At 63.1% G+C, this 24,772-nt stretch carries 21 protein-coding genes; 6 read left to right on the top strand and 15 right to left on the bottom strand.

Translation table 11 applies throughout. The annotated features are described in order from the left end of the window. Positions 1-254 precede the first annotated feature (254 nt). Positions 255-1,847 (top strand): DUF349 domain-containing protein, encoded by a 1,593-nt coding sequence (locus ACWA1U_RS11555; RefSeq protein ID WP_463725029.1) that lies wholly within the window; start codon positions 255-257, stop codon positions 1,845-1,847. 93 nt (positions 1,848-1,940) lie between these two features. Continuing rightward, entirely contained in the window at positions 1,941-2,570 is a 630-nt protein-coding gene (locus ACWA1U_RS11550) for a hypothetical protein (RefSeq protein WP_463722328.1), read from the top strand. A gap of 37 nt (positions 2,571-2,607) precedes the next feature. Here the strand turns inward: ACWA1U_RS11550 and ACWA1U_RS11545 are convergent, their stop codons facing one another. The 9 genes from ACWA1U_RS11545 to pdxT form a co-directional block, all read right to left on the bottom strand. Next, a complete protein-coding gene (locus ACWA1U_RS11545) occupies positions 2,608-4,893 on the bottom strand; it encodes a RelA/SpoT family protein (RefSeq protein WP_463725028.1) in 2,286 nt (761 codons plus the stop codon). A gap of 325 nt (positions 4,894-5,218) precedes the next feature. Then, entirely contained in the window at positions 5,219-6,235 is a 1,017-nt protein-coding gene (gene secF, locus ACWA1U_RS11540; RefSeq protein WP_463722327.1) for a protein translocase subunit SecF, read from the bottom strand. Beyond that, a complete protein-coding gene (gene secD, locus ACWA1U_RS11535; RefSeq protein WP_463722326.1) occupies positions 6,232-7,995 on the bottom strand; it encodes a protein translocase subunit SecD in 1,764 nt (587 codons plus the stop codon). The genes secF and secD overlap by 4 nt, the downstream gene beginning before the upstream one ends. Positions 7,996-8,063: 68 nt before the next feature. Continuing rightward, on the bottom strand, positions 8,064-8,624 hold the full coding sequence (locus ACWA1U_RS11530; RefSeq protein WP_463722325.1) for a preprotein translocase subunit YajC: 561 nt from the start codon (positions 8,622-8,624) through the stop codon (positions 8,064-8,066). 169 nt (positions 8,625-8,793) lie between these two features. After that, positions 8,794-9,924 (bottom strand): Holliday junction branch migration DNA helicase RuvB, encoded by a 1,131-nt coding sequence (gene ruvB, locus ACWA1U_RS11525; RefSeq protein ID WP_463722324.1) that lies wholly within the window; start codon positions 9,922-9,924, stop codon positions 8,794-8,796. A gap of 3 nt (positions 9,925-9,927) precedes the next feature. Further along, a complete protein-coding gene (ruvA, locus tag ACWA1U_RS11520; RefSeq protein WP_463722323.1) occupies positions 9,928-10,557 on the bottom strand; it encodes a Holliday junction branch migration protein RuvA in 630 nt (209 codons plus the stop codon). A 117-nt stretch (positions 10,558-10,674) separates the two neighbouring features. Beyond that, a complete protein-coding gene (gene ruvC, locus ACWA1U_RS11515) occupies positions 10,675-11,250 on the bottom strand; it encodes a crossover junction endodeoxyribonuclease RuvC (protein ID WP_463722322.1) in 576 nt (191 codons plus the stop codon). A 63-nt stretch (positions 11,251-11,313) separates the two neighbouring features. Then, positions 11,314-12,072, bottom strand: coding sequence for a YebC/PmpR family DNA-binding transcriptional regulator (locus ACWA1U_RS11510; RefSeq protein ID WP_463722321.1), 759 nt, complete (start codon positions 12,070-12,072; stop codon positions 11,314-11,316). Continuing rightward, positions 12,056-12,769, bottom strand: a complete 714-nt coding sequence (gene pdxT / locus ACWA1U_RS11505; protein ID WP_463722320.1) for a pyridoxal 5'-phosphate synthase glutaminase subunit PdxT — start codon at positions 12,767-12,769, stop codon at positions 12,056-12,058. The genes ACWA1U_RS11510 and pdxT overlap by 17 nt, the downstream gene beginning before the upstream one ends. 57 nt (positions 12,770-12,826) lie before the next feature. Between pdxT and ACWA1U_RS11500 the strand changes: the two genes are divergently transcribed. Then, complete coding sequence (locus tag ACWA1U_RS11500; protein WP_463722319.1) at positions 12,827-14,107, top strand: MurT ligase domain-containing protein; 1,281 nt, start codon at positions 12,827-12,829, stop codon at positions 14,105-14,107. Then, positions 14,107-14,859: a type 1 glutamine amidotransferase gene (locus ACWA1U_RS11495; RefSeq protein ID WP_463722318.1), complete on the top strand. Its 753-nt coding sequence runs from the start codon at positions 14,107-14,109 to the stop codon at positions 14,857-14,859. The genes ACWA1U_RS11500 and ACWA1U_RS11495 overlap by 1 nt, the downstream gene beginning before the upstream one ends. Positions 14,860-14,881: 22 nt before the next feature. Here the strand turns inward: ACWA1U_RS11495 and ACWA1U_RS11490 are convergent, their stop codons facing one another. Next, positions 14,882-15,889, bottom strand: coding sequence for a CapA family protein (locus ACWA1U_RS11490; RefSeq protein WP_463725027.1), 1,008 nt, complete (start codon positions 15,887-15,889; stop codon positions 14,882-14,884). Between the two features lie 346 nt (positions 15,890-16,235). On the opposite strand from ACWA1U_RS11490, the gene ACWA1U_RS11485 reads away from it, so the two are divergent. Further along, positions 16,236-18,245, top strand: a complete 2,010-nt coding sequence (locus tag ACWA1U_RS11485; RefSeq protein WP_463722317.1) for a M3 family metallopeptidase — start codon at positions 16,236-16,238, stop codon at positions 18,243-18,245. Positions 18,246-18,249: 4 nt separating this feature from the next. Continuing rightward, a complete protein-coding gene (locus tag ACWA1U_RS11480; RefSeq protein WP_463722316.1) occupies positions 18,250-18,978 on the top strand; it encodes a GNAT family N-acetyltransferase in 729 nt (242 codons plus the stop codon). Between the two features lie 18 nt (positions 18,979-18,996). Here the strand turns inward: ACWA1U_RS11480 and ACWA1U_RS11475 are convergent, their stop codons facing one another. The 5 genes from ACWA1U_RS11475 to thrS all read right to left on the bottom strand — a co-directional run bounded on the left by ACWA1U_RS11475 (position 18,997) and on the right by thrS (position 24,692). Beyond that, positions 18,997-20,247 carry a CapA family protein gene (locus ACWA1U_RS11475; protein WP_463722315.1) on the bottom strand — a complete coding sequence of 417 codons (1,251 nt, stop codon included), beginning with the start codon at positions 20,245-20,247 and terminating at the stop codon, positions 18,997-18,999. Between the two features lie 131 nt (positions 20,248-20,378). Continuing rightward, positions 20,379-21,332 carry a pyridoxal 5'-phosphate synthase lyase subunit PdxS gene (pdxS, locus tag ACWA1U_RS11470; protein WP_463722314.1) on the bottom strand — a complete coding sequence of 318 codons (954 nt, stop codon included), beginning with the start codon at positions 21,330-21,332 and terminating at the stop codon, positions 20,379-20,381. Between the two features lie 116 nt (positions 21,333-21,448). Further along, on the bottom strand, positions 21,449-22,054 hold the full coding sequence (pgsA, locus tag ACWA1U_RS11465; RefSeq protein WP_463722313.1) for a phosphatidylinositol phosphate synthase: 606 nt from the start codon (positions 22,052-22,054) through the stop codon (positions 21,449-21,451). Beyond that, positions 22,044-22,667, bottom strand: a complete 624-nt coding sequence (locus tag ACWA1U_RS11460) for an HIT family protein (RefSeq protein WP_463722312.1) — start codon at positions 22,665-22,667, stop codon at positions 22,044-22,046. The genes pgsA and ACWA1U_RS11460 overlap by 11 nt, the downstream gene beginning before the upstream one ends. A 6-nt stretch (positions 22,668-22,673) precedes the next feature. After that, positions 22,674-24,692 carry a threonine--tRNA ligase gene (thrS, locus tag ACWA1U_RS11455; RefSeq protein WP_463722311.1) on the bottom strand — a complete coding sequence of 673 codons (2,019 nt, stop codon included), beginning with the start codon at positions 24,690-24,692 and terminating at the stop codon, positions 22,674-22,676. Positions 24,693-24,772: the final 80 nt, after the last annotated feature.

The following is a 24,772-nucleotide window of genomic DNA, read 5'->3' as shown; positions in this document are numbered from 1 at the left end:
CGAGCGAAAGACTTTTAGCGGTGACAAACAGTCAGCAATCCGACGAAACGCCCGTAACCGATAACACCGACACCACCGGTGTGTCCGGTAACGCGGACACGACCGACGCTATCGATGTCCTTGATAACACGGACAGCCCGGACAGTGCCGGCACTCCCGAAGCACCGGCGGCAGCGGAAGAGACCGAGCCTGACGCTGCCCCGAGCGAGCCGCAGGCTCCTGCGGTTCCGGAGGAATCCCCGGCTGAAGGTGAACTGCGGACTGTTGGGACCGACGCTGCGCCCGCTGAAGGTGGCGACGAAGAAGTTGCCACACCCGAAGCAACCGCTCCCGGTGGCAGCGACGGTGAGGTTGACATTGAGACAGCGCCCGCGGCCGCACCGGCGGAGCCTGTAGCTCCCGCGCCGGTAGAACCTGAAGATTCCGCGCCGGCAGAGCCCGAAGATTCCGCTGAGCAGCCTCCCGCACCCGCCGCCCCCAAGCCCGGATCAATCAGGCCTGGGCGTCCCCGCCCCACCCCTGCCGCAATGGCACCGAGGTCCAGCGGTCCCGCCGCGCCGGCCGCCGTCGTCGTACCGCCTGCCCACAGCACATCCCTGGATGAGGCTGCGAAGTTTGCCCGCGTGGAAGAGGACGGTCATGTCTTCCTCATTGTCGGCGAGGAAGAGTTTCCCGTTGGCCAGTACCCCGATGCACCGCGGGAGGAAGCGCTCGGCTACTTCGTGCGGAAGTACGACGACGTCGCCGCCCAGGTGACGCTGCTGGAGCAGCGCGTGCACGCCAAGGCGCCGTCAACGGATATGCGGAAGACCGCCGCGCACCTGCGGGAGCAGGTAGCTGAGCGCAAGATGGTGGGTGACGTGCTCGCGCTTGAGGGCCGCATCCAATCGCTCGCCGGGCTGATCGCCGAGCTCGAAACCGCGGAGAAGTCCGAGCAGGACGCCGCCAGGGCGCGGGAACTTCAAACGCGGGAAGCCATCGTTGCTGAAGCCGAGGAGCTGGCCGGACGTGATCCCGGAACCGTGCAGTGGAAAGCAAGCAGCACCCGCATGAACGAGCTCTTCGAACAGTGGAAGGCTGCCCAGAAGTCCGGGATGCGCCTCGGTCGAGGGACTGAAGACGCACTATGGAAGCGCTTCCGTTCGGCGCGCACCGTCTTCGACCGTCACCGCCGGGCCTACTTCTCGCAGCTCGATAGCGAGAACGCCGAAGCCAAACGGACCAAGGAAGCACTCATCCAGAAGGCAGAGGAGCTGTCAACCTCCACCGACTGGGGCCATACGGCTGCCGAATACCGACACCTCATGGATGAGTGGAAGGAATCCAAGCGCGCCAGCCGCAAGGACGACGACGCCCTGTGGGCACGGTTCCGCGCGGCCCAGGACACCTTCTTTGCCGCCCGCAAGACCGCCAACGAAGCGATCGACGAGGAATACGGGGCCAATCTTGCGGTAAAGGAAGCGCTCGTTGCCGAAGCCCGGCAGCTCCTGCCCGTCAAGAACGCCGGTACTGCAAGGAAAGCGCTGCAGTCCATCCGCGACCGTTGGGAAGAAGCGGGCAAGGTGCCCCGTGCTGACATGGGCCGTATCGAGGCCAGGCTGCGCGAGGTCGAAGATGCCGTGAAAGCTGCCGAGGACGAACACTGGCAGCGGTCCAACCCCGAGACGAAGGCCCGCACCAACAGCGCCCTCACCCAGCTGGAGAACACCATTTCCTCGCTGGAGGATGACCTCGCTGCGGCAGTCGTGCAGGGTGACGAACGGCGGATCTCGGCCGCGCGCGAGGCCCTCGAAGCACGCAAACAATGGCTGGAAATGCTCCAGAAGTCAGCACAGGATTTCGCCTAGCCCTTCGATACAAAGCGAGTCCCGGTTGCGCTGTTATCCACAGCAACGCAGCCGGGACTTTCTTCTGTGACGTGAGTTGGGGAAGCTTGGGGTATGTCCCTCACGCAAGGTCCACCGCAGTACGCGCGGCCACACCTCCGCCGCGACCTCACGGTGAATTCAACCGGAGGCGTGCTGTTCCACAGTGGGGGCCTGTTCAGCTCTGTGGAACTTCAGGCTATGCGGCTGGACGGTCTGATGGAACTTGTGTGCGGGGAGTCCTACGTGCGCGTCGACCAGTCCGCTACACCGGCTCTCAAGGCCCAAGCCGCCATGAATGCCGTGCCCCGTAGCCTCCATTCCCGAGTAGCCCTGGCCCGGCAGAGCGCTGCGTGGGTCTACGGGTGCGCCCCTCCGCCTTTGATCGTGAGCCTCGTCACGGACCATCGCCGCAGGACCACCGCGTTGCCTCCGTTCAGCGACGCGATCATGCATCAGGTCAGCCTGGGACCGTGCGACGTAAGAATGATCGGCGGCGTGGAAGTGACCTCGCCGCTGCGGACCGCACTGGACACCGCCATTCACGGAGAAGACTCCTGGGCGGTGCAGGCCCTTCGGCGCATCGCAGCACAACCGGATCTGAGCTGTCCGCTGAACCTGGTGATTCTCTCCCTCGAAACCTCCACCCGGATCCCCGGGAAGACCCGCGCGCTCACCCGGCTGAGGGAAGCGCTGCGCAGCTAGTTCACCAGCAGCCAAATCACAAGCGGGGCGTAGCCGCCTAAATTCGCCGCTGGGCGCCGGTGGTCCTGTAGACGTCGAACACACCATCGATCCGGCGTACAGCGCCCAGGATGTGGCTGAGGTACTTCGGGTCGCCCATTTCGAAGGCGAACCGCGACAGCGCCACCCTGTCGGTGGAAGTGTTCACGCTCGCAGCAAGGATGTTGACGTGGTTCTCCGAAAGCACTCGGGTGACGTCGGAGAGCAGGCTCTTGCGGTCCAGCGCCTCGACCTGAATCTCGACAAGGAAAACGCTCGATTGCGTTGGCGCCCATTCGACGTCGACAATGCGGCCGGGTTGGTCGCGCAGCTCCTCAACGTTCCTGCAATCGGTCCGGTGCACCGACACTCCGGAGCCGCGGGTGACGAAACCGACGATCGGATCCGGCGGAACCGGGGTGCAACAGCGTGCAAGCTTGACCCACACGTCGCCCACTCCACGGACGGTGACGCCGGAATCAGAGAACTTCGGGCGCCGCGGCTGTGCGGCAACAGTGGATTCCTCAATGTCTTCCTCGGCGCCGGCGTGACCGCCCATGAGGGCGACGAGATGCTCGATGACGTTCTGTGCCGAGCTGTGCCCGTCACCGACAGCCGCATACAGGGCTGAGATGTCCGTGTGCCGAAGTTCCTGGGCGACGGCGAGGAGCGCGTCATGCGTCATCATCCGCTGCAGGGGAAGATTCTGCTTGCGCATGGCGCGCGTCAGCTGATCCTTGCCCTTTTCGATGGCCTCTTCGCGGCGTTCCTTGGTGAACCACTGGCGGATCTTGTTCCGGGCCCTTGGGCTCTTGACGAATCCCTGCCAGTCCTGGCTCGGGCCGGCACCTTCAGCTTTCGACGTGAAGACCTCAACCCAGTCGCCGTGGTTGAGCTCGCTATTGAGGGGAACGAGCTTGCCGTTGACCCGTGCCCCGATGGTTCGGTGGCCTACCTCGGTGTGAACGGCATAAGCGAAGTCCACGGGCGTGGACCCGGCGGGCAGGGCCATGACCTCGCCCTTTGGCGTGAAGACAAACACCTCACGGGCGTTGATCTCGAAGCGCAGGGAGTCGAGGAACTCATCGGGATCCGAGGTTTCCTGCTGCCAGTCCACGAGGCTGCGAAGCCAGCCCATGTCACTGTTGTCTGGAGCATCGCTCCCTCCGGCGCCGCCCTGGTTCTTGTACTTCCAGTGTGCGGCAACACCGTACTCTGCCCGGCGGTGCATGTCGTGGGTCCGGATCTGCACTTCGACGGGGCGTCCGCCCGGGCCGATGACCGTGGTGTGCAGCGACTGGTACATATTGAACTTCGGCATTGCGATGTAGTCCTTGAACCTGCCCGGGAGCGGATTCCATCTGGCATGCAATTGGCCAAGGGTCGCGTAGCAGTCACGCACGCTGTCCACAAGGACCCGGATACCCATCAGGTCATGGATGTCGTCGAAGTCCTTACCGCGGACGATCATCTTCTGGTAGATGGAGTAGTAGTGCTTGGGCCGCCCGCTGATGGTTGCCTTGATCTTCACGGACCGCAGATCTTCACCGATTTGATCCCGGACGAGGTTGAGGTGCTTCTCCCGTTCAGGGGTGCGGTCACCGACCATCCGGACGATTTCCTCGTAGACCTTCGGGTGCAGTGCGGCGAAGGAGAGGTCCTCCAGCTCCCACTTGATCGTGTTCATACCCAGGCGGTGCGCCAGGGGGGCAAAGATTTCGATGGTCTCCCGGGCCTTGCGCGCCGAAGACTCCGGAGAGACGAAGCGCCAGGTGCGTGCATTGTGCAACCGGTCAGCAAGTTTGATCACCAGCACACGGATGTCTTTGGCCATGGCAACGACCATCTTGCGCACAGTTTCCGCCTGCGCAGCGTCACCGAATGACACCTTGTCGAGCTTGGTTACGCCGTCAACGAGCATGGCGACTTCCTGCCCGAAATCACGCCGGATGTCTTCAAGCGTGCAGCTGGTGTCCTCAACGGTGTCGTGGAGCAGTGCGGCCGCGAGTGTAGTGCCGCTCATGCCAAGCTCAGCGAGGATGGTTGCGACGGCGACCGGGTGGGTGATGTATGGATCACCGCTCTTGCGCTTCTGACCCTCGTGGCTGCGCTCCGCTACCTCGTACGCCCGCTTGATGAACTCGAGGTCTTCTTTGGGATTGTTGGCGCGCACTGTGCGGAGCAACGGTTCAAGTATGGGCGAATACCCGGTAGGCCCGCGGCCTGCCAGACGCGCGAGCCGTGCCCTGGTCCGCTCACGGCGGCCGGGGCCGCCCGGCTGGTCGGAGCCGGCGCTCGACGGCACTGCGCCAGGTGCATCCGGAAGGACGGATGCGGCATCCCCGTGATGGTCACTCACGTCTGCGACCGGCTCGGCAGAAGACACCGTGCCGGACGGGCCCCCGGGACCATTGGCTTCAGCCACCCACAACCCCTTCTCCGTTGTATTTCTGCCATCCCTGGACCGGGACGGATAAGGCTACAACTTGCCACAGAATCAGTTGACACTCCAAGTTTATCCGCCCGGCCAGCAGTACCGTGCACGCGCGATCTCCAGACCGCCCCTTAAAGCACCTGGCCCGGCACTTTCGATGAAGTGCCGGGCCAGAGGACGATTTTCTATGGAGAGACTAAGCCGGGACCGCGTTTGCCTCGTTCTTGGCTTCGATCTCACGCCGATGCTTCACGCGCTTCTCCTGCTTGCGGATCTCAGGCTCGTTCCTCCGCAGCATCGCGTACATCGGAGCAGCGACAAACACGGTCGTCAGGGTTCCGATGATGATTCCGACGAACAGTGCCAGGGAGAGGTCCCTCAATGTTCCGGCACCGAGCAGCAGTGCGCCAATGAAGAGGATCGCGGCAACGGGCAGAACAGCGACCACCGAGGTGTTGATGGACCGGACCAGGGTCTGGTTCACTGCGAGGTTCACCTGCTCGCCGAAGGTGCGCTTATTGGAGTCGCCAAGGTCCGCAGTGTTTTCCCGCACCTTGTCGAAAACCACCACTGTGTCGTACAGCGAGTAGCTAAGAATGGTCAGGAAGCCAATCACGGCGGATGGCGTCACTTCGAAGTCGCTGAGAGCGTAGATGCCGGCAGTCGTGATCATCACCACCACCAGCGCCGCCATGGCGGCAACGGACATCTTCCAGGTCCGGAAGTACAAGGCCATCAGGATTGCCGCAAGCACCACGAACACAATGAGGCCAATGAGGGCCTGCCGGCTGACGTCCTCACCCCAGGTAGGGCCAACGAAGTTCGAGGTGACCTCCTCCTCAGTCACGCTGTAGGCACCGATCAGCGAATCACGGACGTTGAGCGTCTGATCATCGGTCAGCCGCTCGGTCTGGATGCGCATGGTTTCCGGGGCGATGTTGGTAACCCTGGGAACGGCGTCAGCCACCACACCGGTAACTGCCTGCTCGCCGGCTTCAACGGAGGTGTCCTGGACGTTCGAGACAGTGAACTCGGACCCGCCGCGGAAATCGATTCCGAGATTGAACCCGCCCTTGACGAGCGGAATCACCAGGGATACCAGTACCGCAGCTCCTGCTATGAGGAACCAGAGCTTGGCCTTGCCGACAAACGGGTATGAACGCTTGCCGGAGTAAAGCTCGTTACCGAACTCCGCGAAACTGAAGCGGCTCATTGGTTGTCCCCTTCCTGGGATCCACGTGTTCGGGCTGAAACCGTCTGCGGGTTGTCCGATTGTTTCTGCTGCTCGGCCAGCCGGCGTTCGGCAATCGTCATCCGGCGCTCGGCTTCGCCGGCTGCAGCCTTGTTCCTTCCGCGAAGTCCAACCGCGACAGGAGTTTCGACCGGCTTGTGGCGAACCCGTCCCGCACCCCGGTACAGCGGGAGCACTCCGAGCTTCGAAGGATCGAGGCCCGACCAGCGGTGGCCTTCTCCGAAGAACTTGGTCATGGCAAGGAGGCGCATGGTCGGGTGGGTGAAGAGGAACACCACAATGAGGTCTGCGATTGCCGTCAAGCCGAGGGTGAACGCGAAGCCGCGCACGTTGCCCACCGCGACGAAGTACAGCACGACGGCGGCGAGGAGGTTCATTGCCTTCGATGCCAGCACGGTGCGCTTGGCACGGCGCCAGCCGTTCTCGACCGCGGACACCAGCCCGCGTCCGTCACGCAGCTCGTCCCTGATGCGCTCGAAGTAGACGATGAATGAGTCCGCAGTCTGTCCGATAGCGACAATCAGGCCCGCAACACCTGCCAGCGAAAGACGATAGTTTTCCGTCCAGCCCAGAATGCAGATAGCCAGGTAGGTGAGAGCTCCAGCGACGACAAGCGAAGCGATGGTCACGAGGCCGAGCATCCGGTACTGGAAAATTGAGTACACCGCGACGAGAACCAGGCCGATGAGGCCCGCGATCATACCGAGCCGGAGCTGGTCTGCGCCGAGCGTCGCGGAAATCTGCTGCTCGCTCTGGATCTCGAAACTGATGGGCAGCGCACCATACTTGAGCTGCTCTGCAAGCGCCGCCGCGGATTCTTCCGTGAAGCTTCCGCTGATCTGCGGGCGCCCGTCAGGGATAACGGCGTTGGTTGTTGGCGCCGAGACGATGACGCCGTCCAGCACGATCGCGAACTGGTTACGCGGATCTCCGGCTCCGATGGAGAAGAGCCGTTCGGTGACAGAGCGGAACGTTTCGGTTCCTGCGTCATTGAAGTCGATATTGACGACCCACTGGTTCAGGGCCTGGCCCTGGTTACCGCGGGCCATACCGAAATCGGCAGATTCGATGTCAGTGCCACGCACCTCGACCGGGCCGAGGATGTACTTGCCCAAGGTGTCCGGCTCGCACGCGACCATCGGCTGGTCTGCCGGTGCCGGCTCGACAGCTGGCTCCGCCGCTTCGGCACTGGTGCAATCGGTGGCTTCGAATTCCTGAAGAATTTCGGCGTCGATCCAGTTCGGATCACTCGCGTCGGTCGGCTCGGCTGCGGGAGTCGGCAACTGGTCCTCGGGAGTGGGGGTCTCGGCCGCCGGGGCCTGCCCGGCGCCTCCCAGGAGGACGGGCCGGAATTCCATTTGCGCCGACGCCTGAATGAGCTCCCGTGTTTCAGGCTCGGGGATACCTGGAAGCGCCACGATGACGTTCTGGCCGGACTGGGTACTGATCTCCGCTTCCGCAACGCCACTGCCGTCTACGCGCTGGCGGATGATCTCCACCGCCTGATCCAGCTGCTCGGGGGTGATTTCCTCACCTCCACCCTGAACCTCCGGGGAAAGGATCATCTGCGTACCCCCCTCAAGATCAAGGGCGAGCTTGGGAACCCAACTGGCGTTGCTCCATATGGAGCCACCGCCAAGCAGCAGAGCTAACAGTGCAAAAATCACGCCAAGCCAAACGAGTGTCCGTTTAGCCGCCGCGCCCGGGCCGGTTCGTGCCATGGTGGGAGAATCCTTCAGGTCTTGGAGCTGAGACTTCGTAGAGCGGCTTCGCTGCCCCGCCGTCGTTGTTACTGGTCTTTGTCGTTGCGTTCGCGCGCATTCTCCCGGTTGAGGCGCTCGAGGGTCTCTTCTGGTGTTTCCTGTGACGTTCCGTGCGGCGTTTCCGCCGTTTCATGGGACGCAGGACGTTCGGTGCTATCCGATGCCGCGGTCCGATCAACGTTCTCCTGCGCAGCATTGTCCTGCGGAGCGGTTAACGAGGATGCATCGTCAGGAACGGTGGCCGAAGCTTCAGAGTCAACGGCGTCTTCCTCGGAGTCCTGAGGGGCAACCACCTTGCTGAGGGCTTGGGAGTGAACGGTCGCCGTGACGCCCGGAGAAATCTCAATGAGCGCCTTGTTGTTGTCCTCGTCGAGCGAAACCAGGGTGCCGAACAAACCGAAGTTGGTCATCACCTCGGTGCCTGGCACCATCTGCGTGCGCTGTTCAGCAACCTGCTTCTTCATTTTCCGCTGCTTGCGGAACATGGTGAAGATCAGGAAGGCGAGAGCCAGCGGGAGGAGAAGTTCAAAGAAGCCGAACCCTCCGCCTGTCTGCTGGGCGGGCTGGGCAACTACATTTGCGAGCACAGAAAAGTTCCATTCCTATATTTGGTCAGCGTGAGCCGGTTCGCGTGTCACGAGTACGACGCCGATTTCCACGGGCGCGCGCAGCACCTGGGGCTTTGACTCCACAGCAGTGCCGCGTAGTGTGCCGCGCGTCATATCAGTGTAAGGGGAACCCCGGCGATCCTATGCACTAGCCGCCTGAGCTGTTCCATCCGGCGTCTTCATTGTTTTCTTTGGTACCGCTGGCATAACTTTCAGGTCTATCCCCGTCAATAATCGAAAACAGGTCTTCGGGCATCGCAGCAGCGACCGTGGGCGGCATGGCGAGGCCCAGGTGTGCCCAAGCGGCTGCGGTCGCGATCCGGCCGCGCGGGGTCCGTCCAAGCATGCCCTCGCGCACCAGGTAGGGCTCGGCGACGGTTTCCACCGTCTCGGGTTCTTCCCCGACGGCTATCGCCAGCGTTGACAAGCCCACCGGCCCCCCATTGAACTTCGTCACCAGGGCCGTTAAGACAGCACGGTCAAGGCGGTCCATGCCCTTCTCGTCCACCTCATACATATCCAGTGCGGCGCCAGCGCACCGCGCGTCGATCACATCCACAGAGTGAACGAGCGCCCAGTCACGGACCCGGCGAAGCAGCCGGTTGGCGATACGCGGAGTTCCCCTGGATCGCCCGGCGATCTCGGCGAAGGCTGCCGAATTGACCCGCATGTCCATCATCATGGCCGAACGGCGCAGCACCAGTTCAAGCTCGCCCGTTGAGTAGAACTCCAGGTGGCCGGTGAATCCAAAGCGGTCGCGCAAGGGCCCCGGAAGAAGCCCGGCGCGGGTGGTCGCGCCAACAAGAGTGAAAGGCGGCAGCTCCAGCGGGATGGCCGTTGCACCCGGACCCTTGCCGACAATAATGTCAACGCGGAAATCCTCCATGGCCATATAGAGCATTTCCTCGGCCGGCCTGGACATCCGGTGGATCTCATCGAGGAACAGCACTTCACCCTCCGTCAGCGAGGAGAGAATCGCGGCAAGGTCACCGGCATGCTGGATGGCTGGTCCGGAGCTGATGCGCAGAGGTGCGTTCATTTCCGCGGCGATGATTAATGCCAGGGTGGTTTTGCCAAGCCCGGGCGGCCCTGAGAGCAGCACATGATCCGCGCTGCGCCCGCGGATCCGGGACGCCTCGAGTACGAGGGAAAGCTGGCGGCGCACGCGCGCCTGTCCTACGAAATCGTCCAGATTCTTCGGTCGAAGGGCGGCCTCGACGGCGCGATCTTCGGGATCCACCGCCGCTGACACAAGCGGTTGTTCTTCTTCGGCGGCCACCTGCTACACCCGCGTCCGGGAGGAGGTTCGGGCGCCGTCCTGCCCCAGCCGACGGAGCGTGAGCTTCAGGATGGACCCAACGTCGCCGCTTGCAGCAACCTCGGGAGAATCCCGAACAGCTGCATCGATAGCGGAGCCGGCATCCTTCTCAGACCAGCCGAGCCCCATCATGGCTGCGAGCACCTGGCCCTGCCACGGGTTGCCCGGTGTGCCGGGCTTTGCCCCTGCTTCGAGCGGAACGAGTTTGTCGGCAAGTTCAAGGACGATCCGCCGCGCCCCCTTCGGTCCGATTCCTGGAACCTTGCTGAACGCTTTGTCATCCCCTGACGACGCCGCCACTCGAATGGCTTCCGGAGTGTGGACAGCAAGGACCGCGAGCGCAAGCCGGGGACCAACGCCACTCACGCCGAGGAGTGTCTCGAAGACCTCCCGCTCCCCCGGCTCCGTGAATCCGAACAGCGTCATGGAGTCCTCACGGACAATCATGGCTGTGTGGACCAGGGCCTTACTTCCCTGCCGGAGGGTGGAAAGTGTTTGCGGCGTGGCCTGCACCAGCATTCCGAAGCCGTTGACGTCCAGGACGGCAGAGTGCAGGCCGACGTGGGTGACGGTCCCGGTCAGAGAGCTGATCATGGGTGCGGCTCCTCAGCAGGTGGGTGTGAATACTACCGAACATACTTACTAATCAGCCTAGGGCCAGAGACCGGCATTCCTGCGCCGCCACACCGGTACGCCGGTGCCGCAACGCGCTTATCGCCGTCGTCGTGCCTTTGCTGCGGCTTCCGCCCACAGGCGCTGCGCTGCCGTCAGACCTGCCCCACTGCCCTGGAGTTTGGCCGCCGACGACGGCCCGGTACGCCAGGCGTGCGTGATGGCCAGGGCCAGGGCGTCGGCGGCGTCAGCCGGAGTGGGGGCCGTACTAAGGCGGAGGATCTTGGTGACCATCTTCGTCACGGCTGCCTTGTCAGACTGGCCGTTACCGGTCACTGCCGCCTTGACTTCGGTGGGAGTGTGGAGCGCTACCGGTATCCCGCGCCGCGCGGCACATACGATGACGACGCCGGAAGCCTGGGCAGTGCCCATCACGGTGCTGACGTTGAGCTGGCTGAAGACACGCTCGACGGCGAGAACGTCCGGGGTGTGTGCATCCAGCCAGGTATCCACCTCTTCGGCGATGGTCAGCAGCCGCTTATCGAGGCTTTCACCGGCGGGCGTTCCCACCACCCCGACAGCCACCAGGGTGGCGCGGCGGTTGGGTTCGACGTCGACAACCGCCAGTCCGCAACGGGTGAGGCCGGGGTCCACGCCCATGACGCGAATTGTCATGGCCTGACCTGCGTCATGTTCCTGCCGGCGTCACGGCGTTTCCGACGGGTTGCGGAGACCGGATTAGTCGTCACTCTCAAGCTGCGCCAGGACGTCGTCGTTGAGCTCGGCGTTCGAGTAGACGTTCTGGACATCGTCGAGCTCTTCAAGCGCATCGACGAGCTTCAGGAACTTCCGGGCGGCATCAGCATCCAATTCCACCTGCATTGAGGGGACGAACTCGACTTCGTCGGTCTCGTACTCGATGCCGGCTTCTTCGAGGCCTGCGACAACGGCACGGAGATCCGAGGCCTCCGAGTGAACCTCGAAGGAATCGCCGGAATCCTTGACTTCCTCGGCGCCCGCGTCCAGGACCGCCATAAGGACATCGTCCTCAGCGAGTTCCTTCTTGGGCAGGGACACAACGCCCTTCCGTGAAAAGAGGTACGCAACCGAACCCGGGTCCGCTATGGTCCCGCCGTTGCGGGTAATGGCGACGCGGACCTCGGAGGCCGCGCGGTTCTTGTTGTCGGTAAGGCATTCGATGAGCAGCGCGGAGCCCTGCGGACCGCGTGCTTCGTAGATGATCTCCGAGTAATCGACCGCTTCGCCGAGTAGGCCTGCGCCCCGCTTCACCGCGCGGTTGATGTTGTCGATGGGAACAGAGGTCTTCTTGGCCTTCTGGACGGCCAGTTCCAACCCGGGGTTACCCGACAGATCCGCACCGCCCGCCCGGGCAGCAACCTCGATGTTCTTGATCAGCTTGGCGAAGGACTTGGCACGCTTGGCATCAATTGCCGCCTTTTTGTGCTTGGTGGTAGCCCATTTAGAGTGCCCCGACATGCTCTGCCCTTCTTTTGGCGATCATCGATAGAAAAAGCTCGTGGATCCGGTGTTCACCGGTAACTTCAGGGTGGAAGCTGGTTGCCAGCAGGTTTCCCGAGCGAACTGCGACAATTCTAGCGACCGGCGCGGGCACATTCTGCTCGGCCCGGTGCTCGGCGGGAGGCGTGTCAGGTGCATCGACCTGAGCAAGCACCTCTACCGAGTCCCCCACCATCTCCACCCAGGGTGCGCGGATGAAAGCCGCGTGAACCGGCCTTTCACTGTTCGACACCTCAGGGAAGTGGAGGTCGGTTTCAAAGGACTCCCGCTGCCGCCCAAAGGCATTCCGCCGGACCACGATGTCCAGCCCGCCAAGGGTCTGCTGTGGGTTGCCGCGCAGGTCCAGTGCGGCATCGGCGATGGTGTCTGCGAGCATGATCATCCCGGCGCAGGAACCGTAGACCGGGAAACCGCCCTGAATCAGGTCGCGCAGCAGTTCAGCTAAACCGAACGCCCGGGTGAGCTTGTCCATGGTGGTCGACTCCCCGCCGGGGATGATGAGGCCCTCGATCGCTTCCAGCTCGCTGGGCCGACGGATCTGCGTCGGTACGCCGCCGAGCGATTCGACCACGCGGACATGTTCACGGACATCACCCTGCACGGCGAGCACGCCAACGCGCAGGGGCGAGCCCGGAGAGGGGTTGGTGGAAGTCACCGGTTCATTCTAGGTGGCCTGCCAAGCCCTAAGCCAAAGCGCGATAAGTTAGGGATCATGGTTGGCCCCTCTAGCGTGAGCGTTCCCATTGGCAAAGCAGTCCGCGCCGCTTCAAGGCTGCGCGGTGGCGGATCCGCATTCCCAGGGCTGGTGGTCGAGCGGATCGATCCGGGCTTCATGGCCCGTGCACTGAAGAACCTGCCCTACGGAGTGGTGGTGGTCAGCGGAACAAACGGGAAGACCACAACCACCAAAATGGTGGTGGAACTACTCGAGGGCCAGGGGCTGCGCGTCTTCACCAACCGGACCGGCAGTAACTTCACCCGTGGCGTGGCGGCGGCCCTGCTCGGCGAGGTGAACTGGCTCGGTAAGCTCAAGGCAGACGTCGCGGTCCTTGAACTTGATGAGGCCCATGCGGTGCACTTCGTGAACCTTGTACCCCCCACTCACTGCCTTCTCCTGAATGTCCTGCGGGACCAGCTGGACCGTTTCGGGGAAATCGACAAGACCACGCGGCTCCTCGAGCAGATTGCACGAAAGACCACCGGAACAGTTGTCCTTAACCGCGAAGACCCCCGCGTGGCATCGATTGCCCAGTCAGTGGAATCAGCGCACGTCACCTACTTCGGCCTGGACGAGAGCCTTCGGAGCACCTTCCCCAGCGACGATGACCTGCGCGGCGCCACAGGCACCGCACCTGCTTCTTCGCTGCCCGCCGACGTCGTACTCGAAACAGTGGATGGGAACACGGCCTCCTTCACGATGGACGGTGAATCGAGCACCGTGGACCTCAGCCTCCGCGGCGTCTACAACATCTTCAATGCCGCCGCGGCATTGGCCATGGCCCGCGTGATCATGGGTTCCCGGACTCAGCGTGCGGACTTGCTGCGGTCCCTCGCGGCCGTTGAGCCTGCCTTCGGGCGGGGCGAATCCCTCGTGGTCGACGGCCAGCCCCTGGAACTGGTACTCGTGAAGAATCCGAGCGGCTTCCGGCTCGGCCTGAAATCATTCGATGCCCTGGGGCACGCCACCATGATCGCGATCAATGACAATTACGCGGACGGACGCGACATGTCCTGGCTCTGGGACGTCGATTTCGACAGTCTCAAGATTGGTGGAGTGGAGATGGTGAGCGGCGTGCGTGCCTACGACATGGCGCTGCGCCTGAAGTACGACGGCGTGCCCACACGGGCGGTCGACGTCGACACGACGTCCGCGCTGCGCAGCTTCATCCGCGATGCGAAGGGAAGCCCGAAGCGGATCTTCTGCACCTATACGGCAATGCTTGCGATCCGCCGCGACCTGTCCCGGATCGCTGAAGTGAAGGTGGTGTCCTGATGAGTGAGAATACAAGCGCGCGCAAGGAAACAAGCAAAGGAACAGTCAGGGTCCTGCAGCTTTACCCGCGTGACATGAACATCTACGGCGACTGGGGCAACGTGCTGGTGCTCAAGCAGCGCCTTCAGTGGCACGGTTATGACGCCGTCCTTCTGGAGCACAATGCCGGCGATGTTTTCCCGGACGACGTTGACCTCCTGATCGGCGGTGGGGGGCAGGACAGCGGCCAGGTGGTCATCCAGCAGGACCTCCAGGCGAATGCCGCCCGGCTTCGGTCGCTCGCAGAGGATGGCACCCCGATGCTCGCGATCTGCGGCCTGTACCAACTGTTCGGAAAATTCTTCAAGACCCATGACGGCACGCTGATCCCCGGCATCGGAATCCTGGACGTTGAGACGCATGGCGGCAGTGAAAGGCTCATCGGCAATGTGGTGGCACGCAGCGAGGAATTCGGCGACATCCACGGGTACGAGAACCACAGCGGCCAGACCTACCTTGGTGCCGACGCAAGGCCGCTGGCGACAGTCACCAAAGGGGAAGGAAACAACTCCCGCGACGACCATGAGGGTGCGCGGCACCTGAATATCGTGGCGAGCTACCTCCACGGGTCCCTGCTGCCGAAAAACCCCGCCGTAGCCGATTTCCTGATCCAGCAGGCTGTGGAGCGCAAATACGGCACCTTTGAGCCAGGAGTCGTTGACGACTCACTCGCTGAACTGGCCCGGCAGCACGCTGCGGCCAGGCCGCGCTGAAGCTCTCGTACCTTCCACAGCGTCAGTCTTCCTCGGTTACCGTCCACTGGCGCGCGCCGTCGTTCACTGCGCCGAACGCATCAACGGTCGCCAGGGTGCGCGCCTTGACCGCCTCTTCATGCTCCTCCGTCGAGCAGGATCCAGGTTCCTGGTCCGGCGCCAGCGAACACCAGCGGTACGGATCGCGCACAATCACCGATGGCACCCAGGCGAGATCGCTGACCGTCCATTCCCCGTTTTCCTCAGCGAACTGCGCCCGGACGGTGAGTCCCTCGTTGTTGACGTCGTAGACCGGCGAAAGTTCAGTGACACCATTGCCGAGCCCGTACACAATCCACGTGTCGTTGTAGAACTCGATGGGCAGTACAGAGTGTGTGTGGTGCCCGTAAATGAAGTCCACGGCGCCGCTGTCGGCAAGCGCATGGGTGAGGTCGATCTGCTGCTGGTTTGGCAGGGACGCGTATTCATCGCCGGCATGCACCGCCGCGACGACGACGTCGGCACCCTCTTCACGCGCGCGTTCCGCTTTCACGATCATGGTGGGAGCGTCAAGCATGTCTACCTGCCAGGGCGCCTCCGGAATCAACCCGTTGAGCCCGTAGGTTGCCTGGATGACCGCCACTTTCCCCGCTGGCGTCTGAAGGATCATGAGGTCCTGTGCGTCCTCTTCGCTCCGGTAGGACCCGGTGTGCTCGAGTTCCAGCCGGTCCAATGTGTCAAGGGTGCGTACCAGACCCTCAGTGCCGGCGTCGATCGTGTGGTTGCTCGCAGTGGTGCAGGCCTGATAGCCCACAGCCTTGGCGGCATCGAGGATCTGGGGTGGAACGTTGAACTGCGGGTAACCGCTGAAGGGGCCTTCCGGGGCGGAGACGGGGGTTTCCATGTGGCACACCGCAAGGTCGCTGGCTTCGATGTATGGGCGTTGACCGGCGAGCAGCGGCTCGAAGTCGAGACTCCCGTTCCCTGTCTGCTGGGCGTCAGCCACCGCCTGGTCCCAGAGTTGCGGGTGGACCAGGAGATCACCGGACAGCAGGAGCGAGAAGCAACGGTCCGTGGGGCAGTCGGGGCCTTTGCCGGGCGTTGGCGACGGCGACGGCGACGGCGACGGCGACGAGCTGGGTGCCGGCGTCCCGGAGGCTGGGGGCGACGTCGTCGTCGGTTGGGTGCCCTCAGTCGTGCGCCCCTCACCTGCTCCCATGCAGCCGGAGGTGGCCAGCATCAGGGCCGCAGCCACCGCTGCGGTGCGCGCTCGGACGAAACTGATCTGTTGGGCCATGAAGATCTCCTTGGGGATTAGCCTTCATGATAGATCCGGCCGGCATTGTTGCCCTCGAACCGCTGGAGCGCGGCGGCTCGGTATGCAAAGGTTAGTTCTCATGAGCAACCCTTTTTCAGCGCCCAGCACCCTGCCCTATCAGCTGCCGCCCTTCGCGCAGATCCGTGAGGAGCACTACCTGCCCGCCTTCGAGGAGGGAATCAGCGCTCATCTGGGAGAGATCGAAAGCATTGCGGCCAACCCGGAGCCTCCCACTTTCGAGAACACGATCGTCGGGTTGGAGCTCGCCGGAAAGACGCTGCAACGGGTGGCCCGGGTGTTCTACAACGCCTCCTCGTCACACTCAACAGAAGGTATCCAGGCTGTTGAGCAGGAGATAGCACCGCGGTTGGCGGCGCACGAAGACAATATCTACCTCAATGCCGCCCTCTTTGAGCGGGTCAACAAGGTGTCCGCAGACGGGCTCGACGCCGAATCCGTCCGCCTCATTGACGAGTACCGCCAGCGTTTCATCCGGGCGGGCGCCCAACTCGACGCCGGTGCACAGCAGCGCCTGCGCGAACTGAACGGGGAACTCTCGCGCCTTGGCACCGAGTTTGGGCAGCGTCTGCTGCGCGACACCAATGCATCCGCCTTGCTGTGCAGTGACCGGGGCGAACTGGAGGGCCTGTCCGACGACGATATCGCCTCCGCCGCGGACGCCGCCACAGCAGCGGGCCACGAAGGCAAGTACATGCTGACCCTCATCCTGCCCACTTCACAGCCCGCGATAGCGAATCTGGCCAATCGGGACACCCGGCGCCGGTTGTACGAAGCGTCGGTGAACCGGGGCTTCCGGGACAATGAGAACAACACCACCGGAATCGCAGCGAAGCTGGCTTCCCTGCGCGCCGAACGCGCCGCTCTTCTCGGCTTCGCCAACCACGCAGAGCTGGCAACCGATGACCAGACTGCGCCCTCGCTCGACGCGATCCATGCAATGCTCGAACGGCTGGCCAAGCCCGCGGTCCGCAATGCACGCGCGGAAGCGCAGGAGCTGGAAGCTGCGGCGGGCCACCCGATCGAGGCCTGGGACTGGGCGTACTACTCGGAGAAGGTTCGCTCCGAGCGCTTCGATGTAGACCTGGCAGCGTTGCGCCCTTACTTCGAACTGGACCGGGTGCTGACCGACGGCGTGTTCTTCGCCGCGCAAAAGCTGTACGGACTCACTTTCCACGAGCGTCCGGACCTTGAGGGTTACCACCCTGATGTGCGGGTCTGGGAGATCCGGGAAGAGGACGGCACGGAACTGGGCCTCTTCCTAGGGGACTACTACACTCGCGACACGAAGAACGGCGGCGCCTGGATGAACTCCTTCATGGAACAATCCGCGCTGAACGGCACGCGTGCAGTTGTCATCAATAACCTCAATGTGTCGAAGCCACCCGCTGGCGAACCGACGCTATTGACCTATGACGAGGTCCGCACAACGTTCCATGAGTTCGGCCACGCCTTGCACGGCCTGTTCTCCGATGTGACCTATCCGCTCTTCTCCGGGACGTCAGTGCCGCGTGACTTCGTTGAGTACCCGTCCCAGGTCAACGAGATGTGGATCCTCTGGCCGGAGGTTGTGAGCAACTACGCGCGCCACTACCGCACCGGCGAGGCGCTCCCCCAGTCAACAATCGACAAGCTGGTGGCTGCGCAGCAATGGGGCGAGGGCTTCGCAACAACCGAGTACCTCGGTGCCGCCCTCCTCGATCTCGCCTGGCATGAACTGGCGCCCGGCACCACCGTCGAAGATCCTGAAGCGTTCGAGCGTCAGGCGCTGCAGGAAGCTGGCGTTGATTACGCTCCTGTCCCACCCCGCTACCGCACCGGCTACTTCAAGCACATCTTTGCGGGCGGCTACTCCGCCGCGTACTACGCCTACATCTGGAGTGAAGTGCTGGACGCTGACACTGTGGATTGGTTCAATGAATCCGGTGGCCTGACGCGCGGGAACGGCTCACACTTCCGCAAGGAACTCCTCTCCCGCGGCTACAGTATCGATCCGCTGGAAGCATTCCGCACTTTCCGCGGCCGGCCCGCCGCAATCGAACCACTCCTTGAGCGCAGGGGCCTGGCCTAGCCGTATGACAACGATCGCCGGTTGCCAGCGCATTCAGCGGGCCTGGTTCGCTGCGATCGCGCAGGCAACCGGCGGCCGTACGTTCACCACGCACGAGTGCGACTGGATCTGGTTGCCTGCCAGGAGCGAGCTCATGCTGATGTTCCCCACCACAGTGTCAGCCGCCGGGTTGCGGCCAGGACTTGCCGAGGGAGTGAGGCTGGGCGCGAAAACAGTGGGGGTATGGCTGAACGGTGCCGTCCGCGCGGGCGGGCTGGGCGAATTCGGTTTCCAGCCCGGCTGGCAGCCTTGGTGGATGAGCGCCCCGGTCGAGCGGTTACAAGCCGAGCTACCGGAAGTTGCGCCTGGAGCTGCTGTTGTATCTGTCTGTACAGAGGTCGAGGAGTACACCGGCGCTCTTGCCGCTGAGCTCCGCGTGGCGCGTTCGACGCCCGTACGCGCCTGGCACGCGCTTGCCCACAGTGGAGACAGCCCCGCCGGGGCTGCGTACTCCTTCTACGACGCCGCTGCTGGTACCGGAGGACTTGGCGGACTCTTTAACATGGAAGTACTTCCCCAGTACCGCAGGCAGGGCCTTGGGACTGCACTGCTGGCAACCGTGGCGGATCAGGCCGCCGCCGCCGGAGCTCGGGAGCTTGCGCTCAATGCAACCCCCGAGGGGTACGAGCTCTACGTCCGCCGCGGGTTCGAGCTGATCGGGCGGGGCAATACCTGGTGGCTTCAGCTCCGGTGATCTGCAGCCACGCCGCACTCACTCTCCCTGCCATTCAACCGCCCCCGCACCGTCAGCACCAAGTGACTCCACGGTCACCTTGGTTCGTTCCCTGCTCGCGGCGTCGGCCGCGGTCGAAACACACGCGGCATTTTCAGCGGCCATCTCCGCCAACCTGTAGGCGGCCACCGGACACCAGCGGTGGCCCGCGCCGTTCCAGGTGACAGGCAGCCAGCGCAGCCCGGCGTCACGCCAACCGCCGTCGTGCTGCTCGAACGACACCTCCACCAGGAGGCCCTCGGTATTCCGGATGTCGGGCGTCAGGTGAGCCGCGATGGTGTTTCCCAACCCATAGACGATCCAAACACCCCTGTACTTCTCGATGGGAAGCACGGAGTGGCTGTGGTGGCCGTAAACCAGGTCAAATTCACTGCTGTCAACGAGCGCATGCGCAACCTGCTGTTGCTGTTCGTTGGCGTAGTCAGCGTATTCGTCGCCGGCATGGACCGCGGCCAGTACGACGTCGGCACCTGCCTCGCGCGCCAGCCTTCCCTTGGCGATCATCGCCGATAGATCCAGCAGATCCACCTGCTCGGGGAAGGCAGGAGTCAATCCGTTTAGTGCATACGTGCCAGTGATGACCGCGATCTTCGCCTCACCTGTGTCCACTATGAACGGTTCATCAGCATCGACGGGCGCGCGGTAAGACCCTGTGTGTTCCAGTCCCGCACCGTCCAGGGCATCGAGGGTGCGGTCGACGCCGTCCGTCCCGGCGTCGAGCGTGTGATTACTTGCGGTAGTGCACGCGTCATAACCAAGATCGGCAACGGTTTCGATGATCTGCGGCGGCACGTTGAAGGCTGGGAAGCCGGAGAACGGCCCGTCCGGATTCGCAAGGGGTGTTTCCTGGTGGCAGATTGCGAGGTCCGCGGGTTCCACGAATTCCTTCTGCCCCGAAAGCATCGGACCAAAGTCCAGTCCATCCTTACCGTCGGCGACAGCCTGATCCCACAGGCCTTCGTGGAGCAGCAGGTCACCGGTCACCACCACCGTGGTGCACGGGTCACTGGGGCATGTGCCGGACTGGTCCGGTTTCGGAGAGGTGGCCACGGGGGCGGATTGGACCGGATCCGGAGATCCGCTGCCGGGAGAGGCAGGAGCCGACGACGGCGTGCCTTGGCCCGGCGCTTCATCCGGCGACGGAACGCTTTCGGCAGTAGAGCACGCGGATGCCAGCAGGAGCGCCGAAAGGGCCGCCGCGTGGACCATATACCTGCTGCGAAAGCTCACCTGGCCAGCCTAGCGCCGGTTGCCGCCGTGCCGACCGTGCTGACGGCGTTCAAGGAGGTTCCGGCGCCTACAGGAGAGGGCCGGACGCGATGTCCGACCCTCTCCTGTGAACTCAATATCGGGCGTGCTAGTTACCAGCCGCGCTCAGCAAGCCTGTGCGGCTGCGGAATCTCGTCGACGTTGATGCCGACCATCGCCTCACCGAGGCCGCGCGAAACCTTAGCCACCATGTCCGGGTCATCGTAAAAGGTGGTTGCCTTGACGATGGCTGCTGCACGTTCAGCCGGGTTGCCGGCCTTGAAGATGCCGGAGCCGACAAACACACCGTCAGCACCGAGCTGCATCATCATTGCGGCGTCAGCCGGAGTGGCGATGCCGCCAGCGGTGAACAGCACCACAGGCAGCTTCCCGGATGCAGCAACTTCCTTGACGAGCTCGAACGGTGCCTGCAGCTCCTTCGCTGCGACATAGAGTTCGTCTTCAGCCATGGAGCTCAGGCGCGCGATCTCCGAGCGGATCTTGCGCATGTGCATGGTTGCGTTGGAAACGTCTCCGGTTCCTGCCTCACCCTTCGAGCGGATCATTGCCGCGCCCTCATTGAGGCGGCGAAGCGCTTCACCGAGGTTGGTCGCGCCGCACACGAAAGGCACGGTGAACTTCCACTTGTCGATGTGGTTGGTGTAGTCAGCAGGGGTGAGTACCTCTGACTCATCGATGTAGTCGACACCGAGGGACTGCAGCACCTGCGCCTCGACGAAATGCCCGATGCGGGCCTTCGCCATGACGGGGATGGATACGGCCTCGATGATGCCGTCAATCATGTCGGGGTCAGACATCCGCGATACGCCGCCCTGCGCGCGGATGTCCGCGGGTACACGCTCGAGTGCCATGACGGCAACGGCGCCGGCATCCTCGGCGATGCGGGCCTGCTCCGGGGTGACAACATCCATGATGACGCCGCCCTTGAGCATTTCCGCCATCCCGCGCTTGACGCGGCTGCTGCCGGTCACTTGCGCGGTGTTCGAAGCTTCTTCAACATTGGACACAGCTTGACCCCTTGGGGTAGAGAAAAGATGACATTCCATGATACGCCCGGCAGCAGTGCATTTACGCCGGTCAGAAACTGCGCGTAACGGCTAATGAACTGTGCGTTCAGACAGGGTTTGTTCGCTCAGCCAGGTATTACCGGCCTAACGGGAAATCAGACCGTTGCCTGCGCCCTTACCGCCAGCACACGCTGGATGATGGTGACAACGCTCGCCAGGGCCAGCAGGATGAGCACGATCAACAGGACTACTTCCGGCAGGCCCAACCCGGTCAAGCCGGTGACAACCAAGACCGAGACGAGCCGCTCGGCGCGCTCGGCAATCCCGATGTTCGCGGTGTAACCCAACGATTCTGCCTTAGCGCGCGCATAGGACACCAGCATTCCGAGGACGAGGCAGGCCAGTGCGGCGATGGCAATCGCGTTGTTGTTTCCGCCCAAGAAGAACCAGATTGCGACGCCGGCAAACAGCGCACCGTCCGCGACCCGGTCAAGCGTCGAGTCGAGGAAGTTCCCCCAGGAGCTGCCACGCCCCTGAATCCGCGCCATGATCCCGTCCACCACGTCCGAAAAGACAAACAGGGTGATGAACACCGTCCCCCAGAACAGTTGTCCCAGCGGATAAAAGACCAGGGCTCCTCCAGCCACGCCGAGGGTGCCGATGACGGTCACTGCGTCCGGGGAGATTTTCCACTTGAGCAACAGGTTCGCCAGCGGGGTGAACAGGGAGGTGAAAAATCCCCGGGCATACTTATTCAGCATGCGTCTCACCCGCAGCCTTCGAGCCCGATGCTGCCGCTTCGCCCCATGCCGCCGCCAACTGGGTGCGCACCTCATCGAGGGTCTGGGTGATTGCTTTGGTCTGGGCGATGATGGGGAGGAAATTCCCGTCTCCGCTCCATCTCGGTACCACGTGCTGGTGCAGGTGGGCAGCAATGCCGGCGCCACCAGTAACACCCTGGTTCATTCCGAGGTTGAAACCGGTTGGCCGTGCGACGCTGCGCAGGGCGTGCATGGCGGTCTGCGTTAGTTCTGCGATCTCGGCTGTTTCCTCAAGGGTGATGTCCGTGTAATCAGGTACGTGACGGTACGGGCACACGAGCAAGTGACCCGGATTGTATGGGAAAAGGTTGAGCACCACGTAAGCACTCTTCCCGCGGTGCACGATCAGCGACTCATCATCGGCGCGGGCGGGCGCTGCGCAAAAAGGGCAGTCTTCCTGCTTGTTGAACTGTCCCTGCCCGCCTTTGATATAGGCCATCCGGTGCGGAGTCCACAGGCGCTGGAATGCATCCGGGACGCCGGGCAACCCGAAGCTGTCCGTTATGGAACTGTCCCCGTCAGGGTGACCTCCAGCCTCCGCTGCATCGCTCATGGGCAGTTACTGTTCCCTGTTCCGGACAGCTTCCACGATGCGCTTGACGGCCTCGTCGATGGGCACCTGGTTCTCCTGGCTGCCATCCCGGAAGCGGAAGGACACGGCGCCGGCGTCGACGTCGTCGCCCCCGGCGATCAGGACGAAGGGCACCTTTTGCTTGCTGGCCGTGCGGATCTTCTTCGGGAAGCGGTCTGAAGTAATGTCTACTTCCGCCCTGATGCCTTCGGCCTTGAGCTTGTCGACGACGTCGAACAGGTAGTCGTCGAATGCATCGGCCACCGGGATCGCCAGCACCTGCACGGGAGCGAGCCAGGCCGGGAACGCACCCGCATAATGCTCGGTCAGGACACCAAGGAAACGCTCGATCGAACCGAACAGGGCCCGGTGGATCATGACAGGGCGCTGCCGTGTTCCATCCGCGGCCTGGTACTCGAGTTCGAAGCGCTCTGGCAGGTTGAAGTCCAGCTGGATGGTGGACATCTGCCATGTCCTGCCGATCGCATCACGGGCCTGTACGGAAATCTTTGGGCCGTAGAACGCGGCACCGCCTGGATCCGGAACCAGGTCCAGACCGGATGCCTCGGCGACCTCTGCGAGCGTCTTCGTGGCTTCTTCCCAGGTCTCGTCGTCGCCGACGTATTTGACCGGGTCCTTTGTGGACAGCTCAAGGTAGAAATCGTTGAGTCCATAATCCTTCAACAACCCGAGCACGAAGTTGAGCGTAGTGGTCAGCTCATCCTTCATCTGCTCGCGGGTGCAGTAGATATGGGCATCATCCTGGGTCATGCCGCGAACGCGGGTAAGTCCGTGGACCACGCCTGACTTTTCGTAGCGGTACACCGAACCGAATTCGAACAGCCGCAGAGGCAGCTCGCGGTAGGAGCGACCCCGCGACCTGAACACCAGGTTGTGCATGGGGCAGTTCATCGGCTTGAGGTAGTAATCCTGGCCCGGCTTGCGGACATTGCCTTCGTCGTCGAGCTCTGCATCGACGTGCATCGGAGGGAACATCCCGTCCCGGTACCAGTCAAGGTGGCCGGAGACCTCGTAGAGGTGGCCCTTGGTGATATGGGGCGTGTACACGAACTCGTAGCCGGCATCCACGTGGCGCTGGCGGGAGTAATCTTCCATGGCCTTGCGGATGATCCCACCCCGAGGGTGGAAGATGGGCAAGCCCGACCCCAGCTCATCCGGGAAGGAAAACAGGTCCAGCTCGCTGCCAAGCTTTCGGTGGTCCCGACGTTCCGCCTCGGCGATCCGCTCCTGGTAAGCCTTGAGCGCATCCTTGGTGGGCCAGGCTGTGCCATAGATACGCTGCAGCTGCTTGTTCTTCTCGCTCCCCCGCCAGTAGGCAGCAGCGGAGCGGGTCAGGGCATAGGCGTTGGAAATGAGCTTGGTGTTGGGAAGGTGCGGGCCCCGGCACAGGTCCTTCCAGACGACGTCGCCGGACTTGCGGTCCACGTTGTCGTAAATGGTGAGTTCGCCTGCACCGACCTCGACGGAGGCGCCGTCGTCGTCGGTGATGCCGCCGTCGTTCCCGCCTTTGAGCCCAATCAACTCCAGCTTGTACGGCTCATCAGCCATCGCCTCGCGGGCTTCGCTTTCGTCGACCACCCGGCGCTGGAACAGCTGGTTTGAGTTGACGATCTTGAGCATCATCTTCTCGAGCTGTTTGAGGTCCTCGGGTGTGAAGGGCTCCTGAACATCGAAATCGAAGTAGAAACCGTCCGTGATGTACGGGCCGATACCGAGCTTGGCGTCGGGCCGCAGTTGCTGGACGGCCTGCGCCATGACGTGGGCGGCGGAGTGCCTTAGGACTTCCAGCCCCTCCGGTGAATCAACCGTCACCCCTTCAACCTGTGCCCCGTCCTCCAACGTACGGCTCAAATCCCACAGCTCGCCGTTCACGCGGGCCACGACGACATCCCGCTGTTCTGCGAAAAGTTCCGCGCCGGTGGTACCGGTGGCCGCCCGCTGCTCTTCGCCGTTGACGATGAGGGTGATTGATTGGGGCGCTGACACTAAGGTCTCCTCGGCATAAGGGGGAACTGACTTATTGAATTGGTTAGGGGTCGATCAACCGTACCGGCGAGAGCTGTACT

Source organism: Arthrobacter sp. TRD_SC_6, assembly GCF_055361185.1.
This window is presented reverse-complemented; position numbering and strand designations above follow the sequence as displayed.